Here is an 18,661-nt window from a genome sequence, read left to right on the forward strand (position 1 = left end):
GCCCGCACGGCGACCGCGTGCCCGGCCTCGCCCCTCGTGCCGGCTACTCCGCCTGCCGGCCACTCCGCGTGCCGGCCACTCCGCGTGCCGGCTACTCCGCGTGCCGGCTACTCCGCGTGCCGGCTACTCCGCGTGCCGGCTACTCCGCGTGCCGGCTACTCCGCGTGCCGGCTACTCCGCCTGCCGGCTACTCCGCCTGCCGGCCACTCCGCGTGCCGGCCACTCCGCGTGCCGGCTACTCCTCGAACTCCTCGAACAGTGCCTCCTGCTCCCCCTCCCTCCCCACCCGCACGCGCCGGTACCGTGCCCCCACGATCAGTGCCGTGGCCGCCGCGGTGACCCCGAGCGCCGCCGGGACCATCCAGCCCCGGTTGAAGACGTGGCCGAGGGCGTGGTCGAGGGAGAGCCGGCCGGGGCCCGTGACGGCCAGGCCGGCCGCGGCCAGGCCCAGGCTCGCCGCGTGCTCGTAGCCGCCCTCCTGGGCGAAGAAGCCGTTGGGCGCGTGGACCGCCGCCGCCCCGGCCATCGCGCCGGCCGCCGCCGCGCCCGCCGCCGGCGTCGCCAGGCCCAGGGCCAGCAGGGTGCCGCCGCCCGCCTCCGCGAGGCCGGCCGCCGTGGCGCTCGCCCTCCCGGGTGCGTAGCCCACGGACTCCATGAACTGGCCGGTCCCCGCCAGCCCGTGTCCGCCGAACCAGCCGAACAGCTTCTGCGCACCGTGCGCGGCCAGCACCCCGCCGGTCGACAGCCGGAGCAGCAGCAGGCCCAGATCACGTCGGTCATAACACGTCACGGTGGCTCCCCAGCAGTCATGTGCGAGAAACATGCGGACGGACGAACGGTTCCCTCCGCGTTCCACCGTCGCAGCTCTCCCACCGCCGGGCCCGTCCTGGCGGGCGTTCGGGTGGCGGGTCCGGGGCGGCGGTGTGAGCCTGACGCCATGACGATTCAGCCAGCCAAGCTCAGCGACCCGGCCGTCCGGGCCTTCGTCAACGCCGTCAACGCCCACGACCGCGAGGAGTTCATGTCGCTCCTCGTCCCCGGCGCGACCATGGCCGACGACGGCTCCGACCGTGACCTCGCCGACTGGATCGACCGCGAGATCTTCTCGTCCCACGGCCACATGGAGGTCGACAACGAGTCCGGCGGCGGCCGTGTCCTCGTGGCCCGGTACAGCAACGACGCCTGGGGCGAGATGCGCACCAAGTGGACCTTCACCGTCGAGGACGACGGCCGGATCTCCCGCTTCGAGACCGGCCAGGCCTGAACCGTTCGGGCCGGCCGGGCCTGAACCGTTCAAACCGGCCAGGCCTGAACCGTTCGGGCCGGCCGGGCCTGAACCGTTCGGGCCGGCCGGGCCTGAATCGTTCGGGCCGGCCCGGCCTGAACCGTTCCCGCACCCGGCGGCCCGGACCGGCACGTCACGCGCGGACGCGGGGCACGCAGAGGGGCCCGGTTCATCGGATTTTCATAACGCGGCAAATTCCGCCCCGTGCCCGCCTTGCGATAGGGAAACCGCAGCTCGAAGCGGTGTACGGTCCCCGGGTGCGTGAATGTTCCCGGATCAGCCGGCGGGCCGCCCTCGGGCTGACCGCAGCCGCCCTTTCCCTGACCACGGCCACCGACGCCTCCGCGGCGACAGTGATCGGTGGCGAGCGTCTGGCCCGCAGCGGTGTCCAGGTGCGCGGCGCCACCGGACTGCCCAAGCAACTCACCGCCCACTCCTGGCTGGTCGCCGACTGGGCGAGCGGCGAGGTTCTCGCCTCGTTCGGCGCGCACCGGCGCCTGGCACCGGCGTCCACGCTGAAGATGCTCTTCGCGGACACGCTGCTGAAGAAGTTCGGCCGCACCGAGCGGTACACGGTCACCGACGCCGACCTCGCCGACATCCCGGCCGGCTCCAGCCTCGTCGGGATCAAACCCGGCATCACCTACACCGTCGAGCAGTTGTGGCAGGGCGTGTTCCTGCGCTCCGGCAACGACGCCGTGCACGTGCTGTCCCACATGAACGGCGGCATCGCCCGGACGGTCGCCGAGATGCAGGCCAGGGCCGAGGACCTGCAGGCCCTGGACACCCAGGTGGTGAGCCCCGACGGCTTCGACCACAAGGGGCAGATCTCCTCGGCGTACGACCTCACGCTCTTCGCCCGGCACGGGCTGAAGGACGCCGACTTCCGCGGCTACTGCGGCACGCGGACCGCCGACTTCCCGGCGGGCGGCAAGGAGACCTTCCAGATCCAGAACACCGACCGCCTGCTGACCGGGGCGTGGGGCCTGAAGACGTACGACGGCCTCATCGGCGTCAAGAACGGTTACACCAGCCACGCGGGCAACACCTACACGGGTGCGGCCGTCCGGGGCGGGCGCACCCTGCTGGTCACCGTGATGCATCCGGCCGCCGGCAGCAACGCCGTCTACGAGCAGGCCGCGGCGTTGCTCGACTGGGGCTTCGGGCCGGGGCGTTCGGCACGAGCCGTGGGACAGCTCGTCGATCCGCTCAGCGAGGGGGGAGCGGCCGCGAGCCCGGCGCCTGCGCACAAGTCGGCACGGCCCGCGGCCGGTGCCACGAGCTCGGCGTCCGGCCAGGACTCGACATGGCACCTCGCGGAGGGCGCCGCGGGCACGCTCGCCCTGCTGGGAGCCGGAGCCTGGGCACTCCGCCGCCGGCTCAGGGCGACCGGTGCTTCAGGCGAAATGCGTGGAGCAGGCGGAGCGCGTGGAGCACGCCGAGCGGGCGGAGCGGGCGGCGCACGCCGAGCAGGCGGAGCAGGCGTGGTGGACGCGGCCGGAGCGAGCAGGACGGCAGGCGCGTCCGGCGCGAACGGGGCGTCAGGTGAGGCCGGAACGGGCAGGGCGGCCGGAGCGGGCAGGGCGACGGGAACGGGCAGGGCGGCCGACGAGCCTCAGACGGAGCCGAAGAGCGCGGAGTCACCCGGCAGACGACGGCGTTGATCTCACGCGAGGGTCTCGCGCGGACGCGGAGCCCCTGGCAGCCGCCGCGTCGCCCGGTGCCGCGGCCGTCCGACCTGCTGGCGCCGCGGTCGTCCAGCCGCCCGGTGCCGCGGTCGTCCGACCTGCCGGCGCCGTGGCCGTCCGATCGAGCGGTGCGGCGGCCGTTCCGTCGACCGGTGCGTACCCCGGGGTCTCCCGCGAGGTCCACCCCCGACTCCGGTCCGGTGGAACAGCCGCCGCCTCCCCCCTCGGTGTGGCCACGGAACGCATGTGCTCCAACTGTGAAGCTCTCGTGGAGAAGAGTTGAGCATACGTGTCCGAACGGCCGCAATACCGCGGATGCCTGAATTCCGTATGTGTAGTCGGTCAGCCCCGCCCGATGTACGGCATCGCCGTCGCCAGTACCGTCGCGAACTGCACGTTCGCTTCCAGCGGCAGTTCGGCCATGTGCCGCACGGTTCGTGCCACGTCGGCCACGTCCATCACCGGCTCCGGGGCCACCTCGCCGTTCGCCTGCAGGGCGCCGGTCTGCATCCGGGCCGTCATGTCCGTGGCCGCGTTGCCGATGTCGATCTGGCCGACCGCGATGCCGTACGGGCGCCCGTCCAGCGACAGCGCCTTGGTCAGGCCGGTCAGCGCGTGCTTGGTCGCGGTGTAGGCGACCGAGTGGGGGCGGGGGGTGTGCGCCGAGATGGAACCGTTGTTGATGATCCGGCCGCCCCGCGGCTGCTGCTCCTTCATCCTCCGGTACGCCGCCTGGGCGCACAGGAAGGCCCCGTTGAGGTTGGTGTCCACCACGTGCCGCCAGGCGTCGTAGGCCAGGTCCTCGACGGCCACCCCGCCCGGCCCGAACGTGCCCGCGTTGTTGAACAGCAGATCCACCCGGCCGAACCGCTCCACGGCCGCCGTGAACAGCGCCTCGACGTCCTCGGGCCGGGACACGTCGGTGCGCACGGCGAGCGCGGCACCCTGCGGCACCCGGGCCGCCGTCTCCTCCAGCGTCTCGGTGCGCCGGCCGGCCAGGACCACCGACCAGCCGGCGCTCAGCAGTTCCACGGCGACGGCCCGTCCGATGCCGGAACCGGCACCGGTCACCACCGCGACCCTCGAATCCCTATCAGTTCGCATGGCGTTCATGGACCCGCAGCGTACGGGAGGGTCCATCATCCGGAACTCATTCATCCGCCATCCGGATGTTGTGTACGCGCCAAGCGGGCGCCTTCCCCGGCCACTCCAATTGCCTCCTGCATCCATGAGGCAGGGGAGGACCGGATGACCTTCGACGCCCGACCGGCACAGCACGCCCCCGAACTGCGCGCCGCCGCCCGCCACCTGAACCGCCGCCGCTTCCTGACCGTCACCGGCGCCGCCGCGGCGCTGGCCTTCTCCGTCGGTCTGCCGGCCGCCGGCGCGGCGAGCGCCGCCGAGCTGGACGCCGCGAAGATCACCGACGATCCCTTCACCCTCGGCGTGGCCTCCGGCGACCCGCTGCCCACCTCCGTGCTCCTGTGGACCCGGCTCGCCCCGGCCCCCTACCAGCCCGACGGCGGCCTGCCCGCCGAACGCGTCCTCGTCCACTGGGAGCTGGCCCACGACGAGCGGTTCCGGCGGATCGTCCGGCGCGGCACGGCCGTCGCCCACCCCGAGCTGCACCACACCGTGCACGTGGAGGCCGCCCACCTCGAACCCGACCGCGTCCTCCACTACCGCTTCCGCGTGGGCGGCTGGACCAGCCCGGCCGGTCGCACCCGCACCGCGCCCGCCCGCGGCGCCCGGGCCTCGGCGCTCACCCTCGCGGCCGTCTCCTGCCAGGCGTACGCCGACGGCTACTACACGCCGTACGCCCATCTCGCCCAGGACGACGTCGACGTGGTCTTCCACCTCGGCGACTACCTCTACGAGTACGCCGTCGACGCGACCGGCAACTCCCGCAAGTACACCGACCGCACCCTCCCGGCGGTGTTCGACCGCGAGACGGTGACCCTGGAGGACTACCGCCTGCGGTACGCCCTCTACAAGAGCGACCCCGACCTCATGGCCGCGCACGCCGCCCACCCCTTCGTGGTCACCTGGGACGACCACGAGACCGAGAACAACTACGCCGACGACACCTCCGAGGACGACATCCCGCCCGAGGAGTTCCTGCTGCGCCGCGCCTCCGCCTACCGCGCCTACTGGGAGCACCAGCCGCTGCGCCGCCCCCAGCTCCCCGAGGGCCCCGACATGAGGCTCTACCGGCGCCTGCACTGGGGCCGGCTCGCCCAGTTCGACGTGCTGGACACCCGCCAGTACCGCTCCGACCAGGCCTACGGCGACGGCGCCCAGCTGCCCGGCCCCGTCGTCGACGACCCGGCGCGCACCCTGACCGGCGCCACGCAGGAGCGCTGGCTGATCGACGGCTGGCGCGCCTCACGGGCCCTGTGGAACGTCGTGCCGCAGCAGGTCACCTTCTCCCAGCGCAAGCTGGACCTGAACCCAGTCGCCAAGCTGTCGATGGACGCCTGGGACGGCTACCGGGCCTCCCGGCGCCGAGTCCTGGACGGAGTGAAGGCCACCGGGATCGAGAACCTGGTGGTCCTCACCGGTGACGTGCACGTCGGATACGCCTTCGACATCAAGGACGACTTCGACGACCCCGGCTCCCGCACCCTGGGCACGGAGATCGTCGCCACCTCCGTCTCCAGCGGCCGGGACGGCTCCGAGCGGCCGTCGAACTGGCACACGTACATGACCGCCAACCCGCACCTGAAGTTCTACGACGGCCGGCGCGGCTACGTGACCGTCGCGCTGCACGGCGACCACGCTCGGGCCGACTTCAAGGCCGTGCCGTACGTGACCCGGCCCGGGGCGCCGGTCACGACGGCGGCGTCCTTCGTGACGGAGGCCGGGGATCCGGGACTCAGGCCGGCGTGAGCCGCGGCACGCCCGTGTCGCCGGGGTAGCGGACGCCGACGCGGTCCCGGATCGCGTCGAGCGTCCGCATCACGGCCAGAGTGCCCTCCAGCGGAACCAGCGGGGACTGCGTCTCGCCCGCCCGCAGCGCCCGCATCACCTCGACGGCCTCGTGCCGCAGAGTGGTGCGCGGCCCGTCGGCGGGGCCGGCGGCGAACTCCTCGGGGTCGCGGCCGTCGCGGTGCAGCACGAACCGGTCCGGGTGGAAGAAGCCGGCCGGGATGTCGATCCGGCCGCGCGAGCCCGTCACGGACGCGGTCACCGCCGTACCGCCCACGATCGAGCAGTGCACCGAGGCCAGCGCCCCGCTCGCCCAGGACAGCAGCGCACCCGTCTGCAGGTCGACGCCCTCCGCCGAGAGCACCGCGTGCGCCGCGACACCGTCCGGCTCACCCAGCAGCAGCTGCGCGAACGACACCGGGTAGACCCCGAGGTCCAGCAGCGCCCCGCCGCCCAGCGCCGGATCCCGCAGCCGGTGTGCGGGCGGGAAGGGCCCGGCGAGCCCGAAGTCCGCCTGCACGGTCCGCACCTCGCCGATCGCCCCGTCCTCGACCAGCGCCTTCAGCCGCCGGATCAGCGGATTGCAGTACATCCACATCGCCTCCATCAGGAAGCGGTCGTGCTCCGCGGCCAGCGCCACCAGCTCCGCGGCCTCACGGGCGTTGAGCGTGAACGCCTTCTCGCACAGCACGTTCCGCCCGGCCGCCAGGCACAGCCCGGCCGCGGCCCGGTGCGCCGAGTGCGGGGTGGCCACGTAGACGACGTCGACATCGGCGTCCGCGGCCAGCGACTCCCAGTCGCCGTAGGCCCGCTCCGCCCCGAACCGCTCCGCGAACGCCCGCGCCGGCTCCGGCCGGCGCGAGGCCACCGCCACGATCTCCGCGTCCGGCAGATCGACCAGGTCGGCCGCGAACGCCGCCGCGATCCCGCCCGTCGCCAGGATCCCCCACCGCACGCTCCGCTCCGCCATCCCGCCCCGCCCTCGCTCGTGTGTTCCCCGGCAGCCCGTACGAGCTGAGAGCATAGGTGGCGGTTCAGCGGGAGAGGGAGGGGCACATGCCCGAGCACGCGGCGGCACCGGCACCGAAGACGGAGAAGACGGAACAGACATCCCCCGCCGAACCGCAGGCGGACCGGCCGCACCGCACCGGCCCCCTCGTCACCCTGCTGCTGGGCTGCCTCACCGCGACCATCCCGCTCGCGATGGACATGTACCTCCCGTCCCTCCCCCAGGTCACCCGGTCCCTGCACGCCTCCGCCGTCACCGTGCAGCTCACCCTCACCGCCTGCATGGCCGGACTGGCGCTCGGACAGCTCGTCGTGGGTCCCCTGAGCGACCGCTGGGGCCGCCGCCGCCCCCTGCTCACCGGTCTCGCCGTCTACCTCGCCGCCACCGCCCTGTGCGTCCTCGCGCCCACCGTCGAGACCCTGATCGCCTGCCGGCTCGTCCAGGGCCTCGCGGGCGCGGCCGGCGTCGTCATCGCCCGGGCCGTCGTACGCGACCTGTACGACGGGGTCGCCATGGCCCGCTTCTTCTCCACGCTGATGCTGATCTCGGGGGCGGCCCCCATCGCGGCGCCGCTCATCGGCGGGCAGATCCTGCGGGTCACGGACTGGCGGGGGGTCTTCGTGGTCCTCACCGTGGTCGGTGCCGTACTCGCCGCCCTGGTCTGGACCCGGCTGCCGGAGACGCTGCCGCCCGCAGCACGGCACAGCGGGGGAGCGGCCGAGACCCTGCGCGCCATGCGCGGCCTCCTCGCCGACCTGCCCTTCACCGGCTACATGCTCGCCGGCGGCTTCGCCTTCGCCGCGCTGTTCGCCTACGTGTCCGCCTCCCCGTTCGTCGTCCAGGAGATCTACGGCGCCTCTCCGCAGACCTTCAGCCTGCTGTTCGGCCTCAACTCCGTCGGCCTGGTCGCCGCCGGGCAGCTCAACGGCAAGGTGCTCGTCGGCCGGGTCAGCCTGGACAAGGTGCTCGCCGCGGGCCTCGCGGTGACCGTCCTCGCCGCGACCGCCCTGCTGCTGATGACCGCCGGCGTCTTCGGCGAGGTCGGGCTCCCGCCGGTCGCCGCCGCCCTCTTCGTCCTGATGTCCGCGATGGGCGTCACCCTGCCCAACGCCCAGTCCCTCGCCCTGCTGCGCACCCGGCACGCCGCCGGCTCCGCCTCCGCGCTGCTCGGCACCTCCTCCTTCCTCGTCGGCGCGATCGCCTCCCCGCTGGTCGGCGTCGCCGGAGAGGGCACCGCCGTGCCCATGGCCGTCGTCCAACTTTCCGGATCACTGGGCGCGGCGGCCTGCTTCGTGGGAATGTGCCGTCCCTGGAGTACGCGCGGGAACACACGTGCGCGGCCGGAGGGAGACGGGAACTGAGCGCACCGAGACTGCGCGCCGACACACCGGAACGGGCCGGACTCGACCCGGTGGAACTCGGGCATCTGGTCGGCGCGGTGCACGCCCTCACCTCCGGAGACCGCCCCTGGGCGGCCGGGGCCGTCGTGCTGGCCGGCCGCGGCCCCGTGATCGCCGTGGCCGAGGCCGCGGGCTGGGCGGTGCGCTACGCCTCCTACGACCCCGAGACCGACTCCGGCGCCGAACTGCCGGCCGCCGCCCGGGTCCCGGCCACCGTCGGCACGCCCTTCGACCTGGCCTCGCTCACCAAGCTGTTCACGTCCGTCGCCGCCGTGCAGCAGATCGAGCGCGGCACCCTCGGCATGGACGCCCGGATCGGCGACTACCTGCCCGACTTCCGCGCCGCGGCCGCCCACGGCGTCACCGTACGGCAGCTGCTCACCCACACCTCCGGGATGCGCCCCGAACTCCCGCTGTACGACTGCCGGGACGACCGGGCCGCACTGGCCATGCTGCGGGCCGAGGCGCCGGCCGCGGAACCGGGCACCTACCGGTACTCGGACCTCAACATGCTCCTGCTGCAGTTCGTGCTGGAGCGCACCACCGGCCGCACCCTCGACCTGCTCGTCCAGGAGGGCATCACCCGGCCGCTCGGCATGACCGCCACCACCTTCGGGCCCTGTCCGGGCGCGGCGGCCACCGAGGACCAGCGGCGGCCCTGGGCCAAGGCCCACCGGGGCATGCTGCGCGGTGTGGTCCACGACGAGAACGCCTGGGCGCTCGGCGGAGTCGCCGGGCACGCGGGCCTCTTCTCCACCGCGCCCGACCTGGCGGTCTTCTGCCGGGCGCTGCTCTCAGGCGGTTCCTACGGCCCCGCGCGCATCCTCGGCCCGGACTTCGTGGAGCTGCTGTTCACCCCGCCGGGGCTGGGCTTCGCCCTGGACCAGCCCTGGTTCATGGGGGAGCTGGCGGGCCGGGGCGCCGCCGGCCACACCGGCTTCACCGGCACCTCCCTGGTCCTGGACCCGGCCACGGACACCTTCCTCATCCTGCTGGCCAACACCGTCCACCCGAGACGCCGGCCGCCGGACAGCACGCCCAGGGCGGCGCTGGCCACCCGTCTGGCGAGGGCGGTGATCTGACCCGGGCCGGCGGCGGGCTCCCCCCCGAACGTCCGGCCGGCCGTCGCCCTCCCCCCGGCCCTCCGGTCGACCGGGCCGGCCAGAGAGCCGACCGGGGCGGACCGGGGCGGACCGGGCGGGCGGGCCCCCGGCAGGACCGCCGGGCCCGCGGCAGGACCGCCGGGCCCGCGGCAGGACCGCCGGGCCCGCGGCAGGACCGCCGGGCCCGCGGCAGGACCGCCGGGCCCGCGGCAGGACCTAGAATCGCCGGGTGAACGACCCCCTCCGCACCGCACTGGCCGAGCTGCTCGACGGTCTGCCTCCCACGGAGGTGGCCGCCGCCGTGGACCGGCTGATCGCCAACTACCGCGGAGCCACCCCCACCGACGCGCCGATCCTCCGCAACCGCGCCGACGTCGCCGCCTACGCCGCCTACCGGATGCCGGCCACCTTCGCGGCGGTCCGCTCGGCGCTGGCGGCGTTCGCGGACGCGCTGCCGGACTTCACCCCCGGCAGCCACGTGGACGTCGGCGGCGGCACCGGCGCGGCGACCTGGGCGGTGAGCGCCACCTGGGACGGGACGCGTCCGGTGACCGTGCTGGACTGGGCCGAGCCCGCGCTCGACCTCGGCCGGCAGATCGCCGCCGCCCACCCGCCCCTGGCCGACGCCCGCTGGCAGCGCGCCCGGATCGGCTCGGGCCTCGCCCTGGAGAGCACCGACCTGGTCACGGTGTCGTACGTCCTGAACGAACTCACCGAGGCCGACCGCACCGCCCTCGCCGACGCCGCGGCCGCCGCCGCGCAGTGCGTCGTGATCGTGGAGGCCGGCACGCCCGCCGGATACAACCGGGTCATCGAGGCCCGCGACCGGCTGGTCCGGGCCGGATTCCGCGTCGCCGCCCCCTGTCCGCACAGCGCCGCCTGCCCCATCGTGCCCGGCCAGGACTGGTGCCACTTCTCCGCCCGGGTCGGCCGCTCCTCCCTGCACCGGCAGATCAAGGGCGGCTCACTGGCGTACGAGGACGAGAAGTTCTCCTACGTCGCCGCGACCCGGCTGCCCGCCGAACCGGCCCCCGCCCGGGTGGTCCGGCGCCCCCAGATCCGCAAGGGGCAGGTGCTGCTCGACCTGTGCGAGGCCGACGAGCGGCTGAGCCGAACGACGGTCACCAAGCGCCACGGCGACCTGTACAAGGCGGCCCGGGACGCCGACTGGGGCGATGCCTGGCCGCCGCACGACTCCCTGTCGTAGCGCCCGCCGGCTCCTTGTTACTTTCGACCCCATGGTCAAGAAGCCCGCCCCCGACGCCACCCGCCGCAGCGAGAAGTCCCGCCGGGCGATCTACGCCGCCGCCCTCGCCCTGGTCGGTGAGGTCGGCTACCCGAAGACCACGGTGGAGGGCATCGCCGCCCGGGCCGGGGTCGGCAAACAGACCATCTACCGCTGGTGGCAGTCCAAGGCGGAGGTCCTGCTGGAGGCGTTCCTGGACCTCGGCGAGCAGACGGCCCGGGCGGCGGGGCAGGAGCCGTACGCCATCCCGGACACGGGCGATCTCGCCGCCGACCTGAAGGCGGTGCTGCGGGCCACCGTGGACGGGCTGCTCGACCCGAGCTTCGAGACACCGGCGCGGGCACTGGCCGCGGAGGGGCTGGTCAACGACCAGCTCGGCCGCGAGTACGTGGCCCGGCTCCTGGAACCCCAGCTCCAGCTGTACGTGGAGCGGCTGCGCGCGGCGCGGGACGCCGGGGGCCTGCGGGCCGACGTGGACCCGCGGGTCGCGCTCGAGCTGTTCGTCTCGCCCCTCGCCCAGCGCTGGCTGCAACGCACCGGACCGATCACGTACGCGTACACGGACACCCTCGTCGACTACGCCCTGCACGGCATCGCACCGCGCTGAGCGGCGCATCCGGGATGTGAGGCACGTCTCCCCGCGCATCCCCCACATCCGCCCACCCGCCCCCCGAAGCGCACAAAGGTGGGACCATGAGGCATGCTGTGCGCACACCAGCGAGGCGACCACCAGACCGAGGGGATAGATGAGCGCGACGTTCGGCGGCCGGCCCGGCCGGCAGGGCAAACTCTCCCAGTGGCTGCGCGGACGCCGGCCGAAGGGGGACGCCGACGACGGCGGCCGTGAGGCCCTGCTGCTGGCCGCCGCCGGCGCGGGCCTGCCGCTGGCGCCCGCCGCGCACCCCGCCCCCGGCTACGGCTGTTCCTGCGACCGGGTCGGCTGCCCCACCCCCGCCCGGCACCCGGTGTCGTTCGCCTGGCAGACGCAGTCCACGACGGACCGCGGCCAGATCGAGCGCTGGGCCCGGCACCAGCCGGAGGCCAACTTCGTCACCGCCACCGGCATGCTGCACGACGTCCTTGACGTCCCCCTGGAGGCCGGCCGCGAGGCCCTGGAGCGGCTGCTCGGCGAGGGCGTCGAGGTCGGCCCGGTCGCCGAGAGCGATGACGGCCGCATGCTGTTCTTCGCCCTCACCCGGGGCACCCCGGAGGACGAGGACGAGTGGTGGCCGTGCGCGCTGGACTGCCACCCCGAGACCATGGACGAGCACCCCGGCCTGCGCTGGCACTGCCGCGGCTCCTACGTCCTGGTGCCGCCCGCCCGGCTGCCCGGTGACGGCAAGGGGGTGCGCTGGGTGCGCGGCCCGGAGCACCCGCTGACCGATCCGCTGAGCCTGCTGGAGGCGCTCACCGACGCCTGCGCCCGGCACGTCGGCACGGAATCCAGTCCTCCGGGCGCTTCCTGGCCGCTGCACCACTGAGCGGGCGTGGCCGGGCGCCGCGTCCGCGGCGGCCGGTGCGTGCTCACCTCCGGACGCCGGGTTCGGGCGGCGGTCACTCGCCCTGCGCGGAGGTCAGTCCCGCCAGCCGCCCCAAGATCCGCACCGGACCGCTGCCGGCCGGGTCCACGGCGGCCTCGTCGGCCATCGACTCCAGCGTCAGGGACTGCTTCACCTCGCCCTTGGTCAGGGCCCGCACGTCCTTGTTCGCGACCGGCACCGAGGTGCCCGCGGCGGCGGTCTGCTTCTCGTAGTGGTGCGTGGCGAAGAAGACCAGCGCCCCGCCGTCCGCCGTGCGCAGCGCCAGCGGCGCGTAGTCGCCGTGGACGAGCGGCTCGTCGATGAACTGCCGGACCAGACCGGGCTTCCTCGCCGCGGACGCGCGGGCGCCGCGCAGGGTGCTGGTGTGCGGGCCGTCCGCGAAGTCCTTGCCGCCGCTCTTCAGATAGGCCGTGTACCGCTTGCTCAGATCCTGCGGCGGCACGGCCAGTTCCGGAGAGCCGGCCGGGACGGCCTCGGCCCAGCCGTCCGGGTCCGTCCGGAAGCGGGGTACGGCTCCGGGCGTGATGAAGGTCAAAGACGCCACCTGCCAGCGCTCGCCGAGTCCGTCCCGCGTGAACACCAGCAGCCAGCGGTAGTCGCCGCCCTTGTTGCCCCGGGCGTCGGCGACGAACCAGCGGGGCCAGCCGGCCTTCTTCGGGATGGTGAACTTCGCGTCCGACAGCTTCAGCGGCGTGTGAGCGGCGTTTCCCGAAGGGCTGTTGACGTGGCCCGCCCGCAGCCGCGCGGAGTCGATGTCGGCGAGGGCTCCGGTGACGTAGGGGGCGTCCAGGGAGCTGTCGTTGGCCTTGTCGGCCTTGTTGTAGGCGTCCGTGAAAGCGGTGAGCGCCCTGGCGGCCTCGGCCCGGGTGGCGGCGGGGAGCCGCACCCGCTCCCCGTGCACCACCACGCATCCGCTCGCCATCAGCGACAAAGCGGTCAGCGAGGCCGCTATGAGTGCGTTACGGTCACGCCTGCGAAGGCGTCGACGGCTGTGCTCCCTGGTCATCGGGCTCCTTCACCTTCCCCTTCCCGGAGGCGAACCCTACCGGGGCGAAGAAGATCGCGAGCGTCGGGACCAGGTACAGGAGCCACACCGTGACCTGGACGACCGTCGGGTCCGGCTGGAAGTTGAACACACCCTTGAGCAGCGTCCCGTACCAGCTGTCCGGCTCGACGGTGTCGCTGATGTCGAAGGCCAGGTCGGTCAGGCCCGGGATCCAGCCGGCCTCCTGCAGGTCGTGGAAGCCGTACGCCAGCACGCCCGCCGCGACCACGACCAGCATGCCGCCGGTCCAGGTGAAGAACCTGGCCAGGTTGATCTTCAGGGCGCCCCGGTAGAACAGCCAGCCGAGCAGGACCGCGGTGGCCAGGCCCAGGGCGACACCGACCAGCGGGCGCGGGGTGCCGTCGGAGGCCGCGTGCACCGACGCCCACACGAACAGCGCGGTCTCCAGGCCCTCCCGGCCCACCGCGAGGAACGCGGTGGCGACCAGTGCGCCCGTACCGAGCGCGAGGGCCGCGTCCAGCTTGCCGTGCAGCTCCGACCTCAGGTGCCGGGCGGTGCGCCGCATCCAGAACACCATCCAGGTCACCAGGCCGACGGCGACGACGGACAGCGAGCCGCCGAGCGCCTCCTGCGCCTGGAACGTCATCTCCTGGGAGCCGAACTCCAGGGCGCAGCCGAAGCCCATCGCGATGGCGATGGCGATGCCGATGCCGATCCAGATCGGCCTCAGGGCGTCCCGCCGGCCGGTCTTGACCAGGTAGGCGATCAGGATGCAGACGACGAGCGACGCCTCCAGTCCCTCGCGCAGGCCGATCAGGTAGTTGGAGAACACGGGCTACGCCTCCTTCGAGAACAGCGTCCGGCCCCACCAGTCGCCGGAGTCCCGGACACCGGGGGGTACCGCGAAGACCGCCGAACCCACGTGCTGGATGTACTCGTTGAGCGCGTCCTGCGCCGACAGCCTGCGCTGCAGGGGGATGAACCCCTTGCGCACGTCACGCTGGTAGGCCAGGAAGAACAGGCCCGCCTCCAGCCGGCCGAGGCCGTCGGTGCCGTCGGTGAAGGAGTAGCCGCGGCGCAGGATGGTGACCCCGCCGTTGGAGTCGGGGTGTGCGAGGCGCACGTGCGCGTCCGGCTTCATCGCCTTCAGGAACGGCTCGTCGCGTTCCCTGGCCTTGCCGACCGCGGCGCCCTCGCGCTTGTCCCGGCCGAAGACGTCCTCCTGCTCCTGCAGCGACGTGCGGTCCCAGGTCTCGATGTTCATGCGGATCCGGCGGGCGACCAGGTAGGACCCCCCGGTCATCCAGCCGGGGCCGTCCCCGTCGCCGGCCCACACGAACTTCTTCAGGCGGTCCGTCTCCGTCCCCGCGATGTTGCGTGTGCCGTCCTTGAACCCCATGAGATTGCGCGGGGTCTGGGCGTCCGGAGTGGTCGAGGAGGTCTTGCCGAAGCCCAGTTGGGACCAGCGGATGGCGACCTTGCCGAAGCCGATGCGGGCCAGGTTGCGGATGGCGTGCACGGCGACCTGGGGGTCGTCGGCGCAGGCCTGGATGCACAGGTCGCCGCCGGTGCGGGACCTGTCCAGGTTGTCGCCGGGGAACTGCGGCAGGTCGACCAGGGCCGCCGGACGCTCGTCCTTCAGGCCGAACTTCTCGAAGAGCGCCGGACCGAACCCGATGGTCAGGGTCAGCCGGGACGGCTTCAGCCCGAGGGCCTCGCCGGTGTCGTCCGGCGGGGCCTCGGCGAGCCCGCCGTAGGCGCCCTCGCCGACCGGCTCACCCGCGGTCATCTTCCGCGCCGCCCGCGTCCAGTCCTTGAGCATCTGCACGAACTCGGCGCGGTCCTCGGTCTTCACGTCGAACGCGGCGAAGTGCAGCCGGTCCTGCACGGGAGTGGCGATGCCGGCCTGGTGCGCGCCGTGGAACTCCACCGCGCCGCCCGTCTCGGCGCCGGCCGGGTCGACGTCGTCGCCGGCCCTGGCCATCGCCACCGCGCCGCCGGCCGTCGCGGCACCGAGCGCGAGCCCGGCACCGCCCCAGCCGATGAGCGCCCGCCGCGAGGGGCTTGTGCCCCGGCCGTTCTGAGTCTCGGTCATCGCCCTGCTCCCGTTCCGCTTACTTGACGACCGCTGCGGCGAGCTTCGACAGCGGCTCGGCGAGTGCGTTCACCGCGTCCGACAGCTCCTTGCGCTGGTCGTCGGTGACCTTGTCGTAGGAGACGAAGTCGTAGGAGTTCTTGTCCGAGCGGTACTTGTCCAGCAGCGTGTTCAGCGCCGTGAACTGCTTGTCCAGCTCCTTGGCCAGCGCCGCGTCGTTCTTCGCGGCGACCGGCTTCAGCAGCTCGTAGGCCTTCTGCGCGCCCTCGACGTTGCCCTTGAAGTCGGCCAGGTCGGTGTGCGAGTAGCGGTCCTCCTCGCCGGTGACCTTGCCGGTGGCGACCTCGTCGAGCAGTTCCTTGGCGCCGTTGGCCATGGAGGACGGGGTGATCTCGGCCTTGCCGACCCGCTTCTGCCAGTCCTTCAGGTCGCCGACCAGCTGGCCGGCGAGGGTCTTCTCCTCGGCGCCGATCTTCCTGTCCTGCCAGAGGGCCTTCTCCAGCCGGTGCCAGCCGGTCCACTTCTGGCCCTTCTCCAGGCCGTCGGCGCGGGTGTCGGTCTTGGGGTCGATGTCACCGAAGGACTCGGCGACCGGCTCGGTGCGCTCCCAGCCCAGGCGGGAGGGGACGTAGGCCTTCTTGGCGGCGTCGAGGTCGCCGTCCTTGATCGCCTTGGCGAAGGCCTCGGTGAGCGGCACGGTGGCGTCGGCCTGGTCCTGGGCGTACTGGCGGTAGCGGGCGACGGCCTGGTCGAGCTTCGGGTCGCGCCCGGCGGTCCGGCCGGAGCCGGTCACCTCGAGCTTCTGCCGGACGCCGTGGCCCTTCATGCCCGGACGGCAGGCGATCTCGTACGCGCCGGCCTTCACCTCGGCGGTCAGCGTGTACTTGGTGCCCGGCCCGATGTTCTCCTTCTCGGAGACGATCCGGTCGTCCGGGAACAGGATCTCGACCTCGGTGGCCTTGGAGCCCTTGTTCGCTATCTCCAGGGTGACCTGGCCGGCCGGTACCGACTTGGCGGACGTCTCGCACGTGGAGTCGGCCGCGGTGACCTGGATCGCGTCACCGTCCGTGGCGTCGCTCTTCGCCGTGCAGGCCGTGAGGGCGGTCAGAGCTGCCGTGGCGACGGCGGCGGTGACGGTGAGTCGGACGGCTCGCATGCGGGGCTCCAAGCAAGGACGATTTGGTGAGGCTGCCCTAACTTACATGAGGCTTACCTCACCACTACCCCTGGGGGCAGTGATTCAGCTCTCACGGAGACCTCACGGGCACGGCCTGCTGCCGAAGGCTCGCAACGGCCCTCGAGCCGGGGTGAAACCCGGGTCATGGAGCGCGGCGGAGGCTCACGGGGAGGGCGCCCGTGCGGGGATGCGGGACGACGTCGACGGGCAGTCCGTGGATTTCCGGCAACAGCCGCTCGGTGACGACCTCGCCGGACGGGCCGGCCGCCGGGACCCGGCGGCCGGTTCGGGCTCCGGGAGCGTGGTCCGGGGCCGGGCGGTCCGGTGCCGCGCGGCTGGGCGGCGGACGCGCTCGCCGGGGCCGCGATGCTTCAATTCACCGGTGACTGACTACGACGTACTCCGTGTCTTCTGCGGACCGGACGGCGGCTACGGCAACGAACTCGGCGTCGTACGCGACGGCTCGGTGGTGCCCGAGCGCGGGGACCGGCAGGCGCTGGCGGCCAAGCTCGGCTTCAGCGAGACCGTGTTCGTGGACGACCCCGAGCGCGGGGTGATCGACGTCTACTCGCCCACGCTGCGGCTGCCCTTCGCCGGTCGCCCCTGCGTGGGCGCGGCCTGGCTGCTGGACGTACCCGAACTGGTCACCCCCGCCGGGGTCGTCGGGACCCGGCTCGACGGCGAGTTCACCTGGATCGAGGCCCGCGCGGAGTGGGCCCGGCCGCGCACCCTGCGCCGGTACGCGAGCGCCGCGGAGGTGGACGCACTGGAGCTGCCCGCGCCTGGGGAGCCAGGCGAGGCGGGGGTCCTCCCGGGCGAAGTCGGGGAGGGGCTCTACGCCTGGGCCTGGCAGGACGAGGCGGCGGGCCGGGTGCGGGCCCGGGCCTTTCCCGGCCGCGGCGACGGCATCGGCGAGGACGAGGCGACCGGTGCGGCCGCCCTGCTGCTGACCGACCTGCTGGGCCGGGCGCTGAACATCACCCAGGGCGCGGGGTCCCAGATCCTCACGGCTCCCCAGCCGCACGGGTGGGTCGAGGTCGGCGGCCGGGTCCACCTGGAGCGATGACGGCGTGCGCGGGCGCCCGGGTGGTGACACGGGCGCCGTTCGGGTGGACCCGCGTGTGCGGGTGAAGGCGAACGGGGACCTCTCGCGTGACCACTCAGCCTCCCCGAGAGGAGCACCATGCGCATCCGTTCCGTCCTGGCCGCGACCGTCCTGGCCGCCGCCCTTGCCGCCACCGGCGCGACGACGGCCAGTGCCGCCAACCACGACGCAGGCACGGCCGACGACGCCGTCTGCAGCCCGTACGCCGGCGAACTCACCTCCGCCTACAACCACGTGACCTGGAGCGGCGCCCACTGCAGCGACTACCTTCGCTGACCGGAACCGGGCCCCCTCGCGCGCGTCCTGCGCGCCGAGAGGGCCCGGTCGTCTCCGGACCTCAGGCGTCCGGAACCCCACGTCTCCGGAACCCCACGTCTCCGGAACCCCACGTCTCCGTAACTCACGTGCCCGGAACTCACGCGGACAGCGGGAACTCCTCGCCCAGGGCCCGCAGGACGGCCGTGTTGAGCGCGAACGCCCGCTTGCACTCGCCCACGATCCGCTGCTTCTCCAGGTCGTCCGCGCGGATCCCGTCCAGCAGCTCGCGGTAGCCGCGCTTGAACGCGGCCGGGTTGCCGACCTCCTCGAAGACGTAGAAGCGGACGCCGTCGCCCTTCCTGGCGAAGCCCCACGTCCTCTCCGCCTTGTCGCGGATGATCTGACCGCCCGACAGGTCGCCGAGGTAGCGCGTGTAGTGATGGGCGACGTAACCGCCCGGCCAGCCGTCGGCGCACTCCTGGACCCGGTTCGCGTACGCCCGGGTCTCCGGCAGGGCGCTCAGCCCCTGCCGCCAGCCCGGCCCCCGCAGGTGCGCCAGGTCCCGCTCCAGCGCGGGCAGCCGCAGCGGCTCCCGCCGGACGAACGGCCCGGCCACCGGATCCGCCGTCAGCCGCCCGGCCGCGCCCTCCAGGGCTTCGTAGACGAACCACAGCTGCTCGGTGTAGCGCGCGTAGGCGTCCACGCCCAGCCGGCCGCCGAGCAGGTCACTCATGAACGTCGTGGTCTCCGCTGCCAGGTGCTGCTCGTGCGACGCGGTGCGGATGAGGGACGAGAAGGAGTCCATGACCACATCCTCTGA

18 protein-coding genes are annotated in these 18,661 nt (G+C 73.5%); 10 read left to right on the forward strand and 8 right to left on the reverse strand.

The features are described from left to right. Positions 1–235: 235 nt before the first annotated feature. Complete coding sequence (locus ACGFT2_RS30170; RefSeq protein ID WP_393284253.1) at positions 236–790, reverse strand: DoxX family membrane protein; 555 nt, start codon at positions 788–790, stop codon at positions 236–238. A 147-nt stretch (positions 791–937) separates the two neighbouring features. On the opposite strand from ACGFT2_RS30170, the gene ACGFT2_RS30175 reads away from it, so the two are divergent. Beyond that, on the forward strand, positions 938–1,264 hold the full coding sequence (locus tag ACGFT2_RS30175) for a nuclear transport factor 2 family protein (protein ID WP_393284256.1): 327 nt from the start codon (positions 938–940) through the stop codon (positions 1,262–1,264). A 263-nt stretch (positions 1,265–1,527) separates the two neighbouring features. After that, entirely contained in the window at positions 1,528–2,949 is a 1,422-nt protein-coding gene (locus ACGFT2_RS30180; RefSeq protein ID WP_393284258.1) for a D-alanyl-D-alanine carboxypeptidase family protein, read from the forward strand. Between the two features lie 366 nt (positions 2,950–3,315). On the opposite strand, the gene ACGFT2_RS30185 is transcribed toward ACGFT2_RS30180, so the two are convergent. Then, the gene (locus tag ACGFT2_RS30185; RefSeq protein WP_393284261.1) at positions 3,316–4,086 is read right to left on the reverse strand and encodes an SDR family oxidoreductase; all 771 of its coding nucleotides are present in this window, start codon (positions 4,084–4,086) and stop codon (positions 3,316–3,318) included. A 135-nt stretch (positions 4,087–4,221) separates the two neighbouring features. Between ACGFT2_RS30185 and ACGFT2_RS30190 the strand changes: the two genes are divergently transcribed. Next, entirely contained in the window at positions 4,222–5,862 is a 1,641-nt protein-coding gene (locus tag ACGFT2_RS30190; protein WP_393284263.1) for an alkaline phosphatase D family protein, read from the forward strand. Here ACGFT2_RS30190 and ACGFT2_RS30195 read toward each other — a convergent pair. Further along, positions 5,849–6,871, reverse strand: a complete 1,023-nt coding sequence (locus tag ACGFT2_RS30195) for a Gfo/Idh/MocA family protein (RefSeq protein WP_393284266.1) — start codon at positions 6,869–6,871, stop codon at positions 5,849–5,851. The two genes, ACGFT2_RS30190 and ACGFT2_RS30195, sit on opposite strands and share 14 nt — an antisense overlap. Before the next feature lie 86 nt (positions 6,872–6,957). Here ACGFT2_RS30195 and ACGFT2_RS30200 point away from each other — a divergent pair, with 86 nt between their 5' ends. The 5 genes from ACGFT2_RS30200 (at position 6,958) to ACGFT2_RS30220 (ending at position 12,140) form a co-directional block, all read left to right on the forward strand. Beyond that, positions 6,958–8,271 carry a multidrug effflux MFS transporter gene (locus ACGFT2_RS30200; RefSeq protein ID WP_393284268.1) on the forward strand — a complete coding sequence of 438 codons (1,314 nt, stop codon included), beginning with the start codon at positions 6,958–6,960 and terminating at the stop codon, positions 8,269–8,271. Further along, the gene (locus ACGFT2_RS30205) at positions 8,211–9,392 is read left to right on the forward strand and encodes a serine hydrolase domain-containing protein (RefSeq protein WP_393284271.1); all 1,182 of its coding nucleotides are present in this window, start codon (positions 8,211–8,213) and stop codon (positions 9,390–9,392) included. Before ACGFT2_RS30200 ends, ACGFT2_RS30205 begins: the two co-directional genes overlap by 61 nt. Before the next feature lie 250 nt (positions 9,393–9,642). Further along, positions 9,643–10,620: a small ribosomal subunit Rsm22 family protein gene (locus ACGFT2_RS30210; RefSeq protein WP_393284274.1), complete on the forward strand. Its 978-nt coding sequence runs from the start codon at positions 9,643–9,645 to the stop codon at positions 10,618–10,620. Positions 10,621–10,651: 31 nt separating this feature from the next. Further along, positions 10,652–11,266, forward strand: a complete 615-nt coding sequence (locus ACGFT2_RS30215; RefSeq protein ID WP_393284277.1) for a TetR/AcrR family transcriptional regulator — start codon at positions 10,652–10,654, stop codon at positions 11,264–11,266. Positions 11,267–11,405: 139 nt separating this feature from the next. Further along, positions 11,406–12,140, forward strand: a complete 735-nt coding sequence (locus ACGFT2_RS30220) for a bifunctional DNA primase/polymerase (protein ID WP_393284279.1) — start codon at positions 11,406–11,408, stop codon at positions 12,138–12,140. A 73-nt stretch (positions 12,141–12,213) separates the two neighbouring features. Here the strand turns inward: ACGFT2_RS30220 and ACGFT2_RS30225 are convergent, their stop codons facing one another. From ACGFT2_RS30225 to efeO, 4 genes are read right to left on the reverse strand one after another with little or no spacing between them, the layout of a single operon-like run. Further along, the gene (locus ACGFT2_RS30225) at positions 12,214–13,206 is read right to left on the reverse strand and encodes a hypothetical protein (protein WP_393284281.1); all 993 of its coding nucleotides are present in this window, start codon (positions 13,204–13,206) and stop codon (positions 12,214–12,216) included. After that, positions 13,166–14,038: an iron uptake transporter permease EfeU gene (efeU, locus tag ACGFT2_RS30230; protein WP_393284283.1), complete on the reverse strand. Its 873-nt coding sequence runs from the start codon at positions 14,036–14,038 to the stop codon at positions 13,166–13,168. Before efeU ends, ACGFT2_RS30225 begins: the two co-directional genes overlap by 41 nt. 3 nt (positions 14,039–14,041) lie before the next feature. Beyond that, entirely contained in the window at positions 14,042–15,301 is a 1,260-nt protein-coding gene (efeB, locus tag ACGFT2_RS30235) for an iron uptake transporter deferrochelatase/peroxidase subunit (protein ID WP_393284286.1), read from the reverse strand. Positions 15,302–15,320: 19 nt separating this feature from the next. Beyond that, complete coding sequence (gene efeO / locus ACGFT2_RS30240; protein WP_393284288.1) at positions 15,321–16,457, reverse strand: iron uptake system protein EfeO; 1,137 nt, start codon at positions 16,455–16,457, stop codon at positions 15,321–15,323. Positions 16,458–16,860: 403 nt separating this feature from the next. Between efeO and ACGFT2_RS30245 the strand changes: the two genes are divergently transcribed. Continuing rightward, entirely contained in the window at positions 16,861–17,544 is a 684-nt protein-coding gene (locus ACGFT2_RS30245) for a PhzF family phenazine biosynthesis protein (RefSeq protein WP_393284291.1), read from the forward strand. A gap of 117 nt (positions 17,545–17,661) precedes the next feature. Continuing rightward, positions 17,662–17,859, forward strand: coding sequence for a hypothetical protein (locus ACGFT2_RS30250; protein ID WP_393284294.1), 198 nt, complete (start codon positions 17,662–17,664; stop codon positions 17,857–17,859). A gap of 139 nt (positions 17,860–17,998) precedes the next feature. Here ACGFT2_RS30250 and ACGFT2_RS30255 read toward each other — a convergent pair whose 3' ends face one another. Continuing rightward, a complete protein-coding gene (locus ACGFT2_RS30255) occupies positions 17,999–18,646 on the reverse strand; it encodes a heme oxygenase (biliverdin-producing) (protein ID WP_393284297.1) in 648 nt (215 codons plus the stop codon). Between the last annotated feature and the right edge of the window lie 15 nt (positions 18,647–18,661).

The sequence above is a fragment of the Streptomyces sp. NPDC048514 genome, assembly GCF_043199955.1.
Taxonomy (GTDB): Bacteria; Actinomycetota; Actinomycetes; order Streptomycetales; family Streptomycetaceae; genus Streptomyces.